Here is a 16,712-nt window from a genome sequence, read left to right on the forward strand (position 1 = left end):
GTAAAAAATTAAGAGATAGTATGTTAGCATACTATCTCTTTCACTTCACATTAGGAGGATGGAATTATGCTTTCCTATATTCTACGACGTTTGTCGCATACCGTGCTGGTGATCATTGCGGTTTCATTAATTATATTTTTCTCCATTCGTTTAACAGGTGACCCCGTAAGTATAATGTTTGGGGCTGGTGAACCTTCACAGCAGGCAGTAGAAGAACTGACAGCCAAACTCGGTTTAGATAAGCCTGTTTGGGAGCAATACATCATATTTATGAAGGATTTAGTAACACTTGATTTTGGTACGTCCTATCGTTCCAATAGCCCTGTTTTAGAGATGTTACTCGAACGAGCGTGGCCGACAATTGCGCTTGCTTTAGGTGGAATGGCAGTGGCATTGTTAATAGCTGTTCCGCTAGGTATTTTATCAGCCATTTATAAAGGAAAATCCATTGATGTGTTTAGTCGTATTTTTTCTTTGTTAGGTATTTCCTTCCCTAATTTTTGGTTGGCGTTCATGCTAATTTTAATTTTTGCTGTTCAACTAAAATGGCTACCAGTATCCGGATTTGATGGATTTAGCTCATTAGTTTTGCCGTCCGTTGCCTTAGGGCTTATCTTATCTGGTATTTTAGTTCGATTAATTCGTACGTCTATGCTGGAAGTACTTAAAATGCAATACGTCACAACTGCACGGGCGAAAGGTATAAGAGAATGGCTAGTTATCATTAAACATGCTTTCCGCAATGCCTTATTGCCAACTGTAACATTTGTTGGTTTACAGTTTGGGGGGCTTTTAGGAGGTGCGGTTATTGTCGAGCAAGTCTTTTCTTGGCCAGGAATTGGAAGGTTGATTGTTGATTCTATTAATCAACGAGACTATCCTGTGGTCCAGGGAGGAATCATACTTTTAGCATTGATTATGATTTTAGTAAATCTAATCGTTGATTTATGCTACTCATTGATTAACCCGAAAATTAGAACTGGAAGAGGTGAGCAATAATGACTCAAATAATGGAAACAGAAGCAATCGAAATAAAAAAAGCCAATAAAATAGTAACAGTTCTGAAATTCATGAAGAACAATCCAACAGGCATCATAGGCTTATTATTGGTTGTCACTACGATACTATGTGCTATATTTGCGCCATATATTGCTCCCTATGATCCGGGGGCGGCTAGCTTAGGGCATCGGCTTGACCTACCCAAATGGCTAGATGATACTGGTAAATCCGAATACTTACTCGGAGGAGATCAGGTTGGGCGTGATTTGCTAAGTAGAATTATTTACGGAGCACGTATATCTCTATTAGTCGGCATTTGTGGCGTAATCATTTCATTAGTGCTTGGTACATTTCTAGGAATTGTTTCAGGTTACTTTGGGAAATGGATGGATGATTTAATTATGCGGCTAGCTGAAGTTCAAATGGGGCTACCGTTTATTTTACTAGCCATCGTCATCATGAGTGTTTTTGGAACAGGTATTGAAAAAATTATTATTATCCTAGGACTTACATATTGGGTTAGTTTTGCGAGATTAATTCGAGGAGAGATTTTGGCTTTAAAGGAACAAGAGTATATCCAAGCAGCAAAGGCAATTGGTGGGACACATTTCAAAATAATCATTAAGCATATACTTCCTAATGTTGCCTCCTCCATTTTAGTGTTAGCAACGATGTGTATTGCAGAGTTTATTTTATTGGAGGCCTCTTTAACATTTTTAGGGTTAGGTGTGGAGCCTACAGTACCTTCATGGGGAGGAATGTTAGCAGATAGTCGAAATTATATGACCTCAGCTTGGTGGATATCTGTTTTCCCAGGGGTGGCCATTATGTTAACTGTTTTAGGCTTTAATTTATTGGGAGATTGGTTGCGAGATCGCTTAGATCCAAATATGAAAGTTTAGGTGATATGATGAACTCTATAATTTTTTCTAGTTTATTTCAAAAGAATGAAACGAAAAAAAAGCCTTCTTTATTTATAGATTTACCTAAAGATTTAGCTCCATTAGGATTAATTGATTTTTGCTTACGTTTAGGCTTTGAAGCAAATGAAGTAGACTTTGATTTATTTCAGCCAGCCAATCAGTCCTATACAATGAAGTTTTTACAGCATACTAGCACATTTATTTCACAAGATGACTCAACATGGATCATTTATTATGAGAGTGAATTAGCACTTTCTACATGGTTAAGTGCAATAGCCAGTGAAGGAATGGTCGACACCCAAACGGACAGCCCTTTAACGGATTATGAAAATTTAAGTCATCTTTGGTCAGCCTATGGCACGGGTGAAAAGGATGAGGCACATCCCCAGCAACATGTAAGTGTGAAAATGAATATACAAGAAGAATTAAAGACAAATGCTCTATTAAAAGAGACTTGCTATCTAGCATTGCGTTTAGGCCTATATGCCACATCTATTTCATTACCAGCTATAACATCAGAAGAGCGACATGTAACTATTTCATTCAAGCACGAAAACGAAAGTTATATGGAATTGACCGCCAAAAATGCCATTCAAATCTGTGGTACGAAAGAAAGCCTACCGACCGTTATCCATTCCATTGCAACAGCAAAGCATGTGTCTGAGGGTGGACTGCTTGGAGTTTGGGAGTTAAACGAAAAACAAATGAATGAAGCGGCTATTTTAATGGACGAAAAATGGAGCGATGAATCTGAAGCTTCGTACATGATAAAAGCATTAGAAGAAGAACAAGATAAAGCGTTAGAGGCTGAAATTTATATGACGGCCACTAAAAAAAATCGTGATCAATTTAAGCTAGATTTATATGAAAAATTTTCAAATTTGACAACCATTAAAGTTCGCGCTGCCTTTAAAACAGGGTTATACTGGATATTAGAGGAAGTACTTCCATCTGTCGAGGGGCGCTTTGAACATGTAAAAATAGTATGTAAGGATGGGGTAAGTGTAAACGGCTTAGAGCAACATAATCGCTGGATTATGGAGCTATACCCTGTGGATGAAATGATTGAAATGCAATATGGCATACCTAAGGAGCATGTGCAATTTGAGCTTTCCAGCACGCAACAACATGTGTATAGAGTATTTGTAGATGATCAGTTAATAGCTGAGCTCACTCCACCTATTAGTGAAGTGGATTATGTTGATGGTCAGAAAAAAGCTTACCCAACTACCGCTGGGTATAGATTATTCAACAAGACAGAGCGAGTGCAGGAGAACATCATATTTTCTGATCGTGAACGTTTCTATAAATACTATATGAAGGAATTATTGCCACGAATGGTGAAAAAGTTAAAAATAGATACCCATAACGTTGATCAAGCTCAGCTATTTCCATTATTCGATCGAATTGAAATCGACTTTACTTCTTCTGGAATCGAAGAAGAAATAGGCGTCCAGCAAGAAGCGAACTCATCGTTTGAGGCGTTATACGAGGATTTATACTTTAATACTTTAGACTATTTTCATGAGCTTGGTCGCCAGTTAGTTAATCAGCCTTACAAAGCTCCAGGTGGTGTTATTCCTTATATTCATATAGAACAAGATTTGTATAAGCCTATTAAAAGTGCCATAAAGGTTTACCAGTGGAATGATAAACCGATGACGGAACCCGTTACAAAGCGAATCTTGTTTAATCAAGAAGGACAGTTTGACACTGTAGAAATGTCTATCGGTAATGAACTGAAGGTCACTAAGGCAAAAACCTTTTTAAAACACAACATGAAAAATATAATTCCATTAGTAGAGCGTTGTAAACAATACTCAGAGGTCAAATTGAATTATGGAGATATATCTTATAAAGGTACTGTCATTCCATTTTTAGAGGTGACGGAACCTATTACGAGTGAATATTATTCAGGGCTAAAAAAATCAGATGAAAAACATACGATTGTTTTTGAAGCTGGCCATCATCCAAATGAAGTATCTAGCACTCCTGCGATTTTGGCGCTAATGGAAGATATTATTTGTCAGCAACCAGAAATATTAAAAAAAATGAATGTCATTATTATCCCTTTAGCGAACCCTGATGGCTATGAAATCATGGAATGTTTGACAAAGGAGCATCCGAAGTGGAAGCATCATGCTGCAAGATTTAATGCGGTGGGATTAGAATTTGCCCATGTGAAATTCCGAAAAAGTGTGTTCGGTGAGGCAAATGTATTACCACTTATCTTAAAAAAATGGGCTCCAGATATTGTTATTGATGACCATGGAATACCAGCTCGTGAGTGGGTTCAACCGTTCGCAGGTTACGCCTGCCCACCTATTTTCCCAGTTTCTTATACGGTTCCAAGTGCCAAAATTTATGGGATTGGTCGTTATGCAGATGATGATACGAAGGAAATTCAGGCCAAAAATCTGGACCTAGTAGCGGAAAGAGTTAATAGGATGTTTGATGGATCTACGTTTGCTCAAGAAAATGCGTATTGGCGAGATCGATACTATAAATATGGAACAACGTGGGATCCAGATAAATACCCGATTGAGGAAATGGGGAATATTAACTTTTATCGTAGTATGGAAGTAACACCTACGTATTCATCAGTTAGTATTTTACGTTATCCACAGTGGGTCGCTTTAGATATCATTTCGGAAGTTGCAGATGAAATCGTTTATGGTGAGGAATTACTATCGTGTATGGCAGCCCATCAATTATTTAATCAGGCAATTTTAGAAGCTGCACTAGCTACTCCTGTAAATAAACAAAAACAATCTGGACGCTACATAAAAAAACGTCCGATAGAAATTAGGTGACTAACACATGACAAACATATTATTAACGGGATTTGAGCCATTTTTAGATTATAAGCTCAATCCAACTATGCAAATTGTAGAAAACTTAGATGGCGAAAAGATAGAAGACTATCATATTATAGGAAGAATTTTATCTGTAGATTTTCAACAATCTGCCGAGCAGCTAAAGCGATATATAGAGGAAATACAACCGCAAATCATTATTTCTTTAGGGCTCGCAGGGGGTCGTTATAAACTAACGCCTGAGCGAATTGCTATTAATGTGAAAGATGGGGAGCCCGATAATAACGGCTACACACCTGTGGATGAGAGCATTCAAGAGGAGGGGGCAGATGCCTATCTGACGAATTTACCAATTCGCCAGATGGTTAATCGTTTACAAGCAGAGGGCTATCCGGCTGAAATCTCTAATACAGCAGGTACTTACTTATGCAATAACATTATGTATGAGGGGCTTGTGTATGCGCAGCAACATGAAGGGGTACGTGCTGGCTTTATACATATACCTGCTTCCTTTGAATTGGCCATCCAACATGGCAAAATTCCAGGCTGGCATATTCGTGATTTAATCGCTGCTGTGAAGCTTTGCATTGAGGAGACAATACGTGCAGGTAATCATTGAATTTCCTTATTCAATGTGGATTAGCAAGAATACGATTCGCTTTTCCTTTAAGGAAGAAATATCCCACCCAAACTTTTCTGCAGTACAAGCATTTAATCGATTTCTGAAAAAACAACTACGACACAATCTTGTCGAGTGTGTTGCAAGCTATCATACAGTTACAGCATATGTGAAACAACGAATAGATGTAGACCTTTTAAGAAGGCAATGGCTGGACAGTCAAGCATCCACAGTCATTGATGACAGAACGAATAGACTATTAAAAATCCCAGTTTGCTATGATGAAGAATTTGCCTTAGATAGGCAACGAGTGATGGACTATACGGGTCTATCATTTGAGGACATGAAAATGTTACACATGTCCAAAAGCTATTACGTTTATTTAATTGGCTTTTTGCCAGGCTTTCCGTATCTTGGAGAACTTGATTCTAAATTATTTGTGCCTCGTTTAGAAAAGCCGAGAGCGTCGGTGTCTGCAAGTTCTGTTGGGGTTGGAGGTGGACAAACAGGGATCTATCCTGTCGATTCACCTGGTGGCTGGAATATTATTGGAAGGACGCCATTAGAGCTTTTTAATGTCAATGGTAAAGAGCCATTCCTATTTGAACTTGGTGATGAAGTTCAGTTTTATGAAATAACTAAGCAACAATATTGGGAAATGAAAAGCAAAGGAGTGTAGCGATTGAAGCCACTTCTGCTCATAACAAAACAAGGGGTTTATGGTAGCTTACAAGATAAAGGAAGGTTTGGCTATCGGGCATTTGGTATTCCGTTATCTGGACCAATGGATTATGTTTCATTTCAAGCGGCCCAGCTAATTTTACAAAATCATCATAACCAAACTTCTTTCGAAATGTTCGTGGGTGGTTTTGAATTTGAGGCAATGGCTGATGGGGTCTATGTTTTAACAGGCGGTCATGGGGTATGCATGATCAATGATGCAGCCATTGAAATGTGGAAAACATTCCATTTAACAAAGGGTGATAGGTTAACGATTAAGAGTGTGAGTCAAGGCTCTATCATTTACTTGACACCGCTGGGAGGGTTTACTTCAAAATTGCAGCTTGGCAGTACCTCATACCTCTCTCAGGGGAATCTAGGTATGGTCCATGCAAAAGGAAGTATTTTATATGGACAAATAGCCCCGCCATTAAAATATAATAGAGGTCTTTATGCTCCGTATCGTCCGACTTTTGACAATACGATTACTGTTAGAATTTTTAAGGGTCCTCATTTTCATTTATTTACAGGAGAGAGTCAGCAACAATTTTTGCAAAATCCTTTCCAGTTTAGCGGTGGTAATCGAATGGGCTATTATTTAAAAGGCCCTGTTTTACAGTTAAAAGAAATGAAGGAAATTCTATCTGAAGCGACACAGTTTGGCTCAATTCAAGTGCCTCAAAATGGGAATCCCATCATCTTAATGGCCGATGCTCAAACAGTAGGAGGCTATCCTATTATGGCCACTGTACATGAAGATGATTTACATAAAGTAGCCCAAATGCGTATGTTTAGCACAATACATTTTGCACTGGAGGAAATGTGATACGAATGGATATTAATTGTGATCTAGGAGAAAGCTATGAAGCGTTTTTGACCGGAAGAGATGAAGAGATACTAGATTATGTGACATCAATCAATATTGCGTGTGGCTACCATGCGGGTGATCATTCCATTATGCACCAAACAGTTCGGAATGCAATTCGCAAAAATGTTCATATTGGTGCACACCCTGGGTATCCTGATCGTGAAGGCTTCGGGCGAAGGGATATGGCGTTTAGCCCAGCAGAAATTTACGATATGATTGTCTATCAGGTAGGGGCACTGCAAGCGTATGTCCATATCGAAAAAGGGACAGTACATCATATCAAGCCCCACGGAGCACTATATAATCAAAGTGCAAATGATAAGGAGAAAGCTTCAGCCATTGTTCATGCGGTGTATGATCTTCATCCTCAGCTTATTTTATATTGTTTAGCGGGTAGCCAAATGGCAGAAATCGCAAGGGATAAGGGTCTTCAAGTATATGAGGAGGTTTTTTCTGATCGCCGTTATCACTCTAATGGCACATTAGTGAGCAGACAGGAACCGAATGCCTTAATACAAACTGAAGAAGAAATGCTGGAGCATGTCAAAGGTATTTTAACGGCAAATGAAGTATTGTCTATAGAGTCTCAAAAAATAAAAGTAGCGGCGCACACCTTATGTATTCATGGAGATGGTCCACATGCCTTGGACTTTGCTAAAAAGATTGCTGCTCTTAGGAGGCAACTACATCAACAATAAAGTAGATGGCTTCAGCATAATGGATTGAAACACAAAAAAGTTCGCATAAAGGGCGAACTTTTTTGATTGGAAGAGCATTTTTATTTTACATACATTTTTCTGTGATTCTTGGCGTCCTCAATAAGACCAATTAGCCGCATCACTATGTAAGTTACCCCTAATCCGATACAAGCACCTGCTAACACATCTAAAGGGTAGTGTACACCGATAAAAATTCTCGAAAATGCCATAAAGCAGGCCAGCAAGATGAGGACAGCTCCAATTTTTCTTCGTTTCCAAAACAAAGCAAATGCTAAGGCAAATGCACCTGCCGCATGATTACTTGGAAATGATGGGTCTAGATTTGATTTTTCAAGTAATAATATTACGCTATGATTGACGAATGGACGTGGTCGAAAATACACCATCTCTATTATTTTATCGATACCAAGTGTAAGAATAGCAATCGTTACGGCGTATAATACTATTTTTCTATTTTCATGCTGATTTTGAGAGTTTGAAAACCATAGCCATATCAATATTAATCCAAATAGGATAGGGCCATATTTTGAAAACAAGAGGACAAGTTGATCAAAAATAGGGTATTGTCCCGCAAACTGGTTAAGTAATTTAAAAAGCTGATAATCTATCGTCATATTTTCTTTAAGAGGAAACTCCTTCTAGTTTAGACACTTGCACATCATCCTCGGAGGATAAAAACTTTTCTAATTCATGTTTATTTTTTTCTAAATCAATATCTAGAACTGCACCTACATTTACATGTTTGTTTTCAAAAGAACTGGCAACAGGAATCCGTAAAGTATCTACCCCATTAGAGTGTCCATCCATTAAACCTTTTCCAATTGCAAGTATTGTTTTTTTGTCAACGTTCGTATCGATGTATGCCTCTGCAACACCTAATATTTTTGGTAAATTCATTAAGCTTTGAAAGCTAATCTGATCTTTAACCTTTGTCATAATTTCCTGCTGGCGTTCCACTCGTCCGAAATCACTTAAACGATCGTGACGGAATCGTACATAAGCTAATAACTGATCACCATGTAAAGTTTGTTCTCCAGGAAATAATGTCATGCCAATGCCATATGACATTTCATAAGGGATGTCCACATCAATCCCATTGGGTGCTAGAAGATCAACAATTTTAGGGAATCCTTCAAAATCAACGATAGCATAGTAATTTACATCAATATCAAAGTTTTGTTTAATGGTCTTCCTAACAAGTTCTGGACCTCCAAAAGCAAATGCAGCGTTTATTTTATTCTTTCCGTAATCTGGGATGTCAACATACGTATCTCTCATAATAGAAACGATTTTTACTTGATTCGTCGTTTGATTATAGTGTCCAATCATTAAGGCATCCGATCTACCTTCTTCGCCTCTAGTATCACTACCTATCAAGAGGACATTAATCTCACCAAATTGTAGGTCTGCGCCTTGGAAGGGCTCAAAAGTTTCTTCAGCCTCAGCTTCATTTTTACTGTCGTCTTCTGCCATGGCCAACCCACTATTGTACTGATAAAACCAATAAACAACCCCTATTATAATCATTGATGCGAATATGAAACATGAATTTTTTAGCCATTTACGGCTTGTTTTACTACTTTCCATAAATTAATAAATCCACCTATCCGTTATTTTTCAACAAAGATTTTCCGGTAAGTTGTACAGCTATTGCATCATCTAAATATCCAATAGGAAATACATAATCCGGAATTACATCTACAGGAATAATAAAATATAATAATGTACTTCCGATTATTGTTAATTCAAATAGTGTACCTTTATCTGTTGTAAATTTTTCATATAACTCTTTTAGCTTATTTATAAATGGTCCAACACTACCTACTTTTTGAATCTTTTCATTAAAACTCGTATGAATGGTATGTTTGCCTTCCTCCGTTTGAGAAAATAGTCCATAATCGTCTAATTTTTTTTCAACCTCCTGCACTGAAAACTGATTGTCGTATACATTTGATGCCTTAAGAAAGGTTTGTATGGCATCAACTGAGGTGTGAATATCTGATTGTGACTCTTCTTGTCTTTGTTCCATAGGATATCCCGCTGCTTCAAATAGCTGAATAAAAGGAACACCAAGACATTCAGCGAATTTTTCTACATGTTGTGGGGTAGCTTTTCGTTTATGATTAATAATCCGTGAAATCGTAGCCGTATCGATTCCTGTTAGTTCACTAAACTTTCGCATAGATAATGAACGTTCTTTCAATAGCTCTTTCAACAATAAACCTAAAGTCGTATTTTCTTTCATTTCCGTCATATTCGATTCTCCCTTCTTCATTAAAAATAACTGTTGAACAGAAGTGTATAATGATGTTGACAAATTGTCAACACTCGGCAATGAAATGCTGCCAAATGGAAGTAATAACGGTAGCATGCTTACATTTGATTAGTTGAAGGCTTATTAGCGTTTTGGAATGTTTTCAAATTGCGGTGAATGCCTGATAAATAAAGGTAGAATGCACTTAATTGTAAGAAGCGAACAAGCTTTATATTCTGACTTTTCTAAAAAAAACAAAAGTTTTTTCATCGGATTTTGTCGGATTCTATAAGTATCTCTTATTATTAGGCAAGCCCCAAAAAAATAATATGAGGAGGTACGAAGGATTGAAAAAGAAATTTAAAATTAGTTTAGCCAGTCAAATTTTAATCGGTTTGATTTTAGGGATTATTGTTGGTGGTATTTTTTATGGCAACCCCAAAATTGAAACCTACTTACAACCATTAGGGGATATTTTCCTGCATTTAATTAAGATGATTGTTGTGCCGATTATTATTTCGACGTTAATCGTAGGTGTTGCTGGTACTGGAGACATGAAACAGCTTGGACGATTAGGCGGGAAATCCATTATTTATTTTGAAATTATTACAACAGTAGCTATCGTAGTTGGATTACTTTCCGCGAATATTTTCCAGCCTGGCGCAGGTTTAAACATGAACGAGCTATCTCAAGGAGATATTTCAAAATACGTGTCAACTACAGAAGAAGTACAGCATGAAGGACCGTTTGATATTATTGTAGGCATCGTACCGACCAATATCATTCAGTCAATGGGTGAAGGCGATATGCTTGCGATCATATTCTTTGCTGTTATTTTTGGTTTAGGTGTTGCGGCCATTGGCGATCGAGGTAAACCAGTTTTAGACTTCTTCCAAGGGGTAGCAGATGCGATGTTCTGGGTAACTAACCTTGTGATGAAATTTGCGCCACTCGGGGTATTTGGTTTAATTGGTGTAACCGTTTCCAAATATGGATTCGCCTCTCTAATACCTTTAGCTAAGCTGGCTATCCTTGTTTACGCTACAATGCTATTCTTTATATTTGTGATTCTTGCACTTGTTGCAAAATTCGTAGGTGTCAATATATTATTTTTAATTAAAGTACTGAAAGATGAGCTCATTTTAGCATTCTCAACAGCAAGTTCAGAGGCTGTGTTGCCACGAATTATGTTGAAAATGGAGAAATTAGGGGCTCCAAAGGATATTGTATCCTTTGTTATCCCGACCGGTTACTCCTTTAACTTAGACGGCTCAACGCTGTACCAAGCGATCGCTGCATTATTTATTGCGCAAATGTACGGTATTCACCTAAGCATTGGTGAACAAATTACGTTAATGCTTGTATTGATGGTTACATCGAAAGGGATTGCAGGGGTTCCAGGGGTATCTTTCGTAGTACTTCTTGCCACTTTGGGTACTGTCGGCATTCCGTTAGAAGGTCTAGCATTTATCGCTGGTATTGACCGTATCCTGGATATGGGACGTACAGTTGTTAACGTAATTGGTAACTCATTAGCGTCATTAGTAATGGCGAAATGGGAAGGCCGTTTTGATACAGTGAAAATGAAAAATTACTTTAAGGATAATGAAAATTTAGCCTAAACTTTATCACAATATTTAGTGTAAGTTAACATAGAAAACACCTTTCGTCGATAAATGGTTTTAACCATAATCAATCAACGTAAAGGTGTTTTTTAAGTCTACTAGATTAGTATTGTCTAAAGACTTTATAAGATTAAACTTAATTCTCGCTTTCAATTGTTGGAATTATGTTATATGTGTAGCCTTCATCTGCTGCATTCCTTTCTTGTTGACCTACTTTGACTTAACAGTAGAACTGGGTATGTTACTTCGTGTTTAGCAGCTCATGTTTGAGAATTTAGTAAATGACTCACATAAACCCCCTTAATTCTCTAGATAAAGTTTTCACGCACTCCATATTAACTCCAGATAGGTCAAATATATTTGAACTACCAAGGAGGTAAGGAAATGAATTTTATCAAACGTGCATTTTTAAGTGTGAAGGCAAGGAAAGGGAAATCGATTATATTATTTACAGTATTTTTAGTAGTTTCCAATTTAGTATTAGCCGGCTTCGCCATACAAAATGTGTCACAGAAGGCGAATGACCATGCTAGACAAACATTAGGTGTAGACGTAAGTCTTCGAATGGATGAAGAAAAGCTTATGGAAAACGTGGCAAAGCAGCGACAAGAAAATCCAAACGGAAAAATACAACACCCTGAGCTTTTTGCAGATGATGCAGATCGGTTAGCTAAATCACCATATGTAATAGACTATAACTATCTTAAAAGTGACATGGTTGTAGCAGATGATTACACACCTATTAACGATGCTGAAGGTGATGATGGGGTAAGCGGTGCAGTTGGTAGTAGTGTCTCTGGAAATATGAAAATGCCTAATACGTTTCTTCAAGGTGTGAGAAGTTCTGAATTATTGCAAGAATTTACGGATGGAACACATGAAATAATGGAAGGTCGTTCAATTACACCTGAGGATAAGAATAGGAAAGTAGTGCTAGTTGAAAAGCGATTAGCAGAACAAAACGAGCTTCAAGTTGGCGATATGATAAAGGTCCAATCAATGGAAGGGACGACTGAAGTAGAGTTGGAAATAATAGGAGTATATAAAAATTCTGGTATAACTGACTTCGAGGAAAATTTACCAGCTATGATGCATCCATCTAACAAACTATACACAAATTATGACTCGACGAAAGAGAGCGGTGAAAAAAATTCAGTCATTAATGAAGCTATCTACTACTTAAATGATCCAGAAAATATAGCAGATTTCAAAACCGACGCAAAGAAAAGCAATATCGATTTTGATTTGTTCAAGTTAGATGCACATGATGCTTTATATCAGAAAATGGTTGGTCCTATTGAGAATATTGCTGCTACTTCAAAATGGATGGTCTATTTAGTATCTATTACAGGATCAATTATTTTAGCTCTTATTATTATGTTAACCATAAAAGAGCGACGTAAAGAATTAGGCATACTCTTAGCAATCGGTGAGAAAAAGAGAAAATTAATTGGCCAACTATTAGTAGAAGTATTATGTATAGCCTTACTAGCATTTGGTATTTCTACAATTACAGGTGAGACAGTGTCTCAAAAAATGGGAGATAGTTTATTACAGCAAGAGGTTATTGCCTCTCAAGAAAATCAACAAGAATCTAATAATTTAGGATTCTCATTTGGCATGATGAATAAGCAAGATAATGATGTGGAGCCTATCGATGATATTGATGTAAGTATAACTTCACAAGATGTGTTGAAGTTAGGTGGATTAGGACTGTTAATTGCCATATTATCGACGCTTCTTCCAGCACTATCCATTCTTCGCTTAAATCCAAAAGAAATACTATTAAAAGATGAGTAGGAGGAGTCCCATATGGACACAATATTACAATTTAAAAACCTATATTATTATTATGTAAGTAATAACAGGAAGAATACTTTACTAGAGAATGTGAATTTTACGTTTGAGCAAGGCTGTTTCTATAGCGTTTTAGGTCCTTCAGGCTCAGGAAAAACAACAGCACTTAGTTTGGCAAGTGGCTTAGATAACCCGAAGGAAGGACATGTGCTTTATAAGGGAAAAGATATAAGAAAAATTGGTTTGGATAAATATAGAAATAAATTTGTTTCGGTTATTTTTCAATCCTATAATCTGATAACGTACATGACGGCCCTTCAAAATGTAGTAACAGCAATGGAAATTACAGGGGTTAAAGTAAAAGATAAAAAGAAAAGAGCTCTCGAATTATTAGAAATGGTAGGCTTGACCGAAATAGAAGCAAAAAGAAAGGTTTTACAGCTTAGTGGTGGTCAACAACAACGTGTAGCTATTGCTCGAGCATTATCTAGTGATGTGGATTTATTAATTGCGGATGAGCCGACGGGTAATTTAGATGAGAAAACCTCGGCTGAAATCGTTGAACTATTTCAGGAATTAGCCCATCAAGAAAATAAATGTATTATTGTTGTGACGCATTCACAAGAAGTAGCCAAACAATCTGATAAGATTATTTACCTTAAGAAACGCAATTTAGTTTGTGAAAATCTGAATAAGTAACTTAGCTAATCCAAGAATGGGAGTGGTATAAATGTGGACAAAAATAGTAACCTCATTAGGCTTAGTCTCTATTGGTATAGCTATAGGAATGCTTACTAACTTAGTTGCCTTCAATGGTGACTTAGGTGACAATGAAAGCAATATGTATCAGGGTTATAATTCGTATTTAGATGAAAGGAATCCGGCTCAGGGGGATTCGGAATCTCCAAAACCGAGAGGTAAACTGACCCCAGAACAATGGGAGGAGTTCACATCAAAATCTGGTGGACAAATGCCTGAGCAGTGGGATCCATCCACACCTCATTCAGAAGAAAGTATACAAGGTTCAACATCTCCGTATTAATTTTCTTTCATAATTATCGTAAAAAACAACATAAAACCTCCAAAGATTTGTAAATTTAACCTATGAATCTTTGGGGATTTTTGTACCTGAAGGTTATGTTGTTCTTATGATATGGATGTATGACTTTGATCGTAGGATTCATATAAAATTTTTTAGGAAATAATGTAGGTATCTTCACATAAACTACAGATTGCGTGGTTATAATGGCTAACTAGGGGGGATATCTTAATGAACTATAATATTTTAGTAGTAGAAGACGATTTAGAAATTCAAGAATTAATTAAGCAGTTTTTGATGACACAAAATTATACGATTGAGGTGGCATCTGATGGAGTAGAGGGAATAAAAAGATTAAATACACAATCATTTGATTTAATTCTCCTTGATGTTATGATGCCGAATCTCAATGGATTTGAAGTGGCCAAAATGCTACGCAATCAATCTAATATACCCATTATATTTTTAACTGCGTTAGAAGAAGAACAAGATCAAATGAAAGGCTTTGATCTTGGCATTGATGATTATATTACTAAGCCGTTTTCATTTCATGTGCTGATCAGACGAGTACAAGCGGTTCTTAGAAGAAGCAATCATAAAAATTGGGGTAATCATTTAAATTTTAATGAACTGAATGTCGACTGTGACGGGTATAAAGCTTATGTAAATAAGGAGGAAATACCTTTAACTACAAAAGAATTCGAAATTTTACAACTACTACTCCATAATGAAAAAAAAGTGCTCACTAGAGAGATCATAGTAGAAAAAGTTTGGGGATACGATTATTCGGGAGAAACACGGATGATTGATACTCATATAAAAAACTTAAGAAAAAAATTAAATTTACCCTATATTAAAACTGTAAAGGGTATCGGATACAAAATCGATGAATAGGATTGTAAACTTCATGAAGATGAAAAAAATAACCTATAAGCTCTTTATGATTACTTCACTTATATTGCTATCGTTTGCGGTCTTAATTTATTTAACTTTATACTTCTTCCTTCCAACATTCTACGAGCAATATAAAACAAATCAGCTTCAATCCGGCATAGCAGAAATAATTCATAAATCTAAGAGTTTAACAGTAAGAGAAGCTAAAGAGCTTTTGGATGAGTACTCCAAAGAAAATAATGCAATCATTTACCTACAAGAAAAGAACGGAAATATTATCTATTCGCCTTCTTTTAATTTTCAAGGAAATACGCAATCATCCATTATTACCGGAAAAACATCACAAAATGAAGAAAATGTTAATGCCTTTAATCATTCCTTGCCCATACAATTTCTGAATGAACGTAATTTAATGGTTACTGTATTCGCGACATTTCAACCCATCGATGAGGCCTCTCAGGTTTTAGTACGTTTTCTTCCTTATATAAGTATCATTGTTGTTTGTATTGGCTTGGGCAGTGCCTATTTATATTCAAGGTTCATTACAAAACCACTTCTCTATATAAATGAACGTGCACAAAAGATGGCAAATCTCGATTTTTCAGAAAATATAGTAGTTCGTTCTAATGATGAGTTGGAGGAGCTATCTAATAGTTTAAATGAGATGTCGAATAATTTGCAAAAAACAATGGATGATTTACGAATAGCCAATGAACAATTAAAAGATGATATTGAAAGAGAAAGAAAAATCGAAACAAAACGGAGGGAATTTTTTGCTACAGTTGCACATGAGTTAAAAACTCCACTCACTGTAATGAAGGGATATATAGAAGGCATGATTTATAATATCGGACCTTATGAAAATCGTGACTTCTATTTAGAAAAAAACCATAAAATTATAGAGGGCATGGAACAACTTGTCCGTGAAATTTTGAGTATGTCCAAACTAGAACAAAATATATTTAAAATCCAAATGAAAGAAACAAATCTCTCAAATTTAATTGAGACGATAATGAAAGACCTCGTTTTTTTTGCATCTCAAAAGGAGATTACTGTTATAAATAAAATTCCCCCGAATCTTTACGTATTTTCAGATAATGATTTACTAGAAAAAGCATTTAAAAATATTATCCATAATGCAATTATGTATTCACCACAAGGAGAAACAGTCTATTTAGAATTGACGGAGGATTCCAAAGAAAATCAAATTCAAATCCAAGTCATTAATACCGGTGTACAAATTAAAGCAGAGGAACTACAACAATTATTTCAGCCTTTTTATAGACTCGAAAAATCAAGAAATAGGAACACGGGTGGGAGTGGATTAGGCTTATATATCGTCAAGCAAATATTTACATCACTCTCTATAAATTATTCTTTTAATAATGTTGAAAATGGCATTCGATTTTTAGTTACATTTCCTCAAATTAAATAAATGG

16 protein-coding genes are annotated in these 16,712 nt (G+C 36.4%); 13 read left to right on the forward strand and 3 right to left on the reverse strand.

Annotated features, from left to right (window positions below):
- Positions 1-66 precede the first annotated feature (66 nt).
- The 7 genes from nikB to MKX57_RS07910 are packed head-to-tail and all read left to right on the forward strand — an operon-like array spanning position 67 to position 7,643.
- Complete coding sequence (gene nikB / locus MKX57_RS07880) at positions 67-999, forward strand: nickel ABC transporter permease (protein WP_043990131.1); 933 nt, start codon at positions 67-69, stop codon at positions 997-999.
- Complete coding sequence (locus MKX57_RS07885) at positions 999-1,901, forward strand: ABC transporter permease (protein ID WP_008176398.1); 903 nt, start codon at positions 999-1,001, stop codon at positions 1,899-1,901. The genes nikB and MKX57_RS07885 overlap by 1 nt, the downstream gene beginning before the upstream one ends.
- Positions 1,902-1,906: 5 nt before the next feature.
- Positions 1,907-4,735 (forward strand): M14 family metallopeptidase, encoded by a 2,829-nt coding sequence (locus MKX57_RS07890; RefSeq protein WP_174804707.1) that lies wholly within the window; start codon positions 1,907-1,909, stop codon positions 4,733-4,735.
- A 7-nt stretch (positions 4,736-4,742) separates the two neighbouring features.
- The gene (locus MKX57_RS07895; RefSeq protein ID WP_008176394.1) at positions 4,743-5,357 is read left to right on the forward strand and encodes a pyroglutamyl-peptidase I; all 615 of its coding nucleotides are present in this window, start codon (positions 4,743-4,745) and stop codon (positions 5,355-5,357) included.
- Positions 5,341-6,036, forward strand: a complete 696-nt coding sequence (gene pxpB / locus MKX57_RS07900; RefSeq protein WP_342532458.1) for a 5-oxoprolinase subunit PxpB — start codon at positions 5,341-5,343, stop codon at positions 6,034-6,036. Before MKX57_RS07895 ends, pxpB begins: the two co-directional genes overlap by 17 nt.
- Before the next feature lie 3 nt (positions 6,037-6,039).
- Positions 6,040-6,903, forward strand: coding sequence for a biotin-dependent carboxyltransferase family protein (locus MKX57_RS07905; protein WP_342532459.1), 864 nt, complete (start codon positions 6,040-6,042; stop codon positions 6,901-6,903).
- 5 nt (positions 6,904-6,908) lie between these two features.
- Positions 6,909-7,643, forward strand: a complete 735-nt coding sequence (locus MKX57_RS07910; protein ID WP_008176388.1) for a 5-oxoprolinase subunit PxpA — start codon at positions 6,909-6,911, stop codon at positions 7,641-7,643.
- Positions 7,644-7,723: 80 nt separating this feature from the next.
- On the opposite strand, the gene MKX57_RS07915 is transcribed toward MKX57_RS07910, so the two are convergent.
- From MKX57_RS07915 to MKX57_RS07925, 3 genes are read right to left on the reverse strand one after another with little or no spacing between them, the layout of a single operon-like run.
- Entirely contained in the window at positions 7,724-8,278 is a 555-nt protein-coding gene (locus tag MKX57_RS07915) for a phosphatase PAP2 family protein (protein WP_008176387.1), read from the reverse strand.
- A gap of 7 nt (positions 8,279-8,285) precedes the next feature.
- On the reverse strand, positions 8,286-9,251 hold the full coding sequence (locus MKX57_RS07920; protein ID WP_107921799.1) for an LCP family protein: 966 nt from the start codon (positions 9,249-9,251) through the stop codon (positions 8,286-8,288).
- A 16-nt stretch (positions 9,252-9,267) separates the two neighbouring features.
- Positions 9,268-9,918 (reverse strand): DUF1232 domain-containing protein, encoded by a 651-nt coding sequence (locus tag MKX57_RS07925; protein WP_342550883.1) that lies wholly within the window; start codon positions 9,916-9,918, stop codon positions 9,268-9,270.
- A gap of 347 nt (positions 9,919-10,265) precedes the next feature.
- Between MKX57_RS07925 and MKX57_RS07930 the strand changes: the two genes are divergently transcribed.
- From MKX57_RS07930 to MKX57_RS07955, 6 genes are all read left to right on the forward strand, one after another.
- Positions 10,266-11,540 (forward strand): cation:dicarboxylase symporter family transporter, encoded by a 1,275-nt coding sequence (locus MKX57_RS07930; protein ID WP_025115097.1) that lies wholly within the window; start codon positions 10,266-10,268, stop codon positions 11,538-11,540.
- 387 nt (positions 11,541-11,927) lie between these two features.
- Positions 11,928-13,343 (forward strand): ABC transporter permease, encoded by a 1,416-nt coding sequence (locus tag MKX57_RS07935; protein ID WP_107921800.1) that lies wholly within the window; start codon positions 11,928-11,930, stop codon positions 13,341-13,343.
- 12 nt (positions 13,344-13,355) lie between these two features.
- Entirely contained in the window at positions 13,356-14,039 is a 684-nt protein-coding gene (locus MKX57_RS07940; RefSeq protein WP_043990124.1) for an ABC transporter ATP-binding protein, read from the forward strand.
- A 31-nt stretch (positions 14,040-14,070) separates the two neighbouring features.
- Positions 14,071-14,382: a hypothetical protein gene (locus tag MKX57_RS07945; RefSeq protein WP_008176380.1), complete on the forward strand. Its 312-nt coding sequence runs from the start codon at positions 14,071-14,073 to the stop codon at positions 14,380-14,382.
- 228 nt (positions 14,383-14,610) lie between these two features.
- Positions 14,611-15,273 (forward strand): response regulator transcription factor, encoded by a 663-nt coding sequence (locus MKX57_RS07950; protein ID WP_008176378.1) that lies wholly within the window; start codon positions 14,611-14,613, stop codon positions 15,271-15,273.
- Positions 15,266-16,708 carry a HAMP domain-containing sensor histidine kinase gene (locus MKX57_RS07955; protein WP_342550884.1) on the forward strand — a complete coding sequence of 481 codons (1,443 nt, stop codon included), beginning with the start codon at positions 15,266-15,268 and terminating at the stop codon, positions 16,706-16,708. The genes MKX57_RS07950 and MKX57_RS07955 overlap by 8 nt, the downstream gene beginning before the upstream one ends.
- Positions 16,709-16,712: the final 4 nt, after the last annotated feature.

Origin of the sequence: Lysinibacillus sp. FSL M8-0216 (assembly GCF_038595555.1) — a bacterium.
Taxonomy (GTDB): domain Bacteria; phylum Bacillota; class Bacilli; order Bacillales_A; family Planococcaceae; genus Lysinibacillus; species Lysinibacillus fusiformis.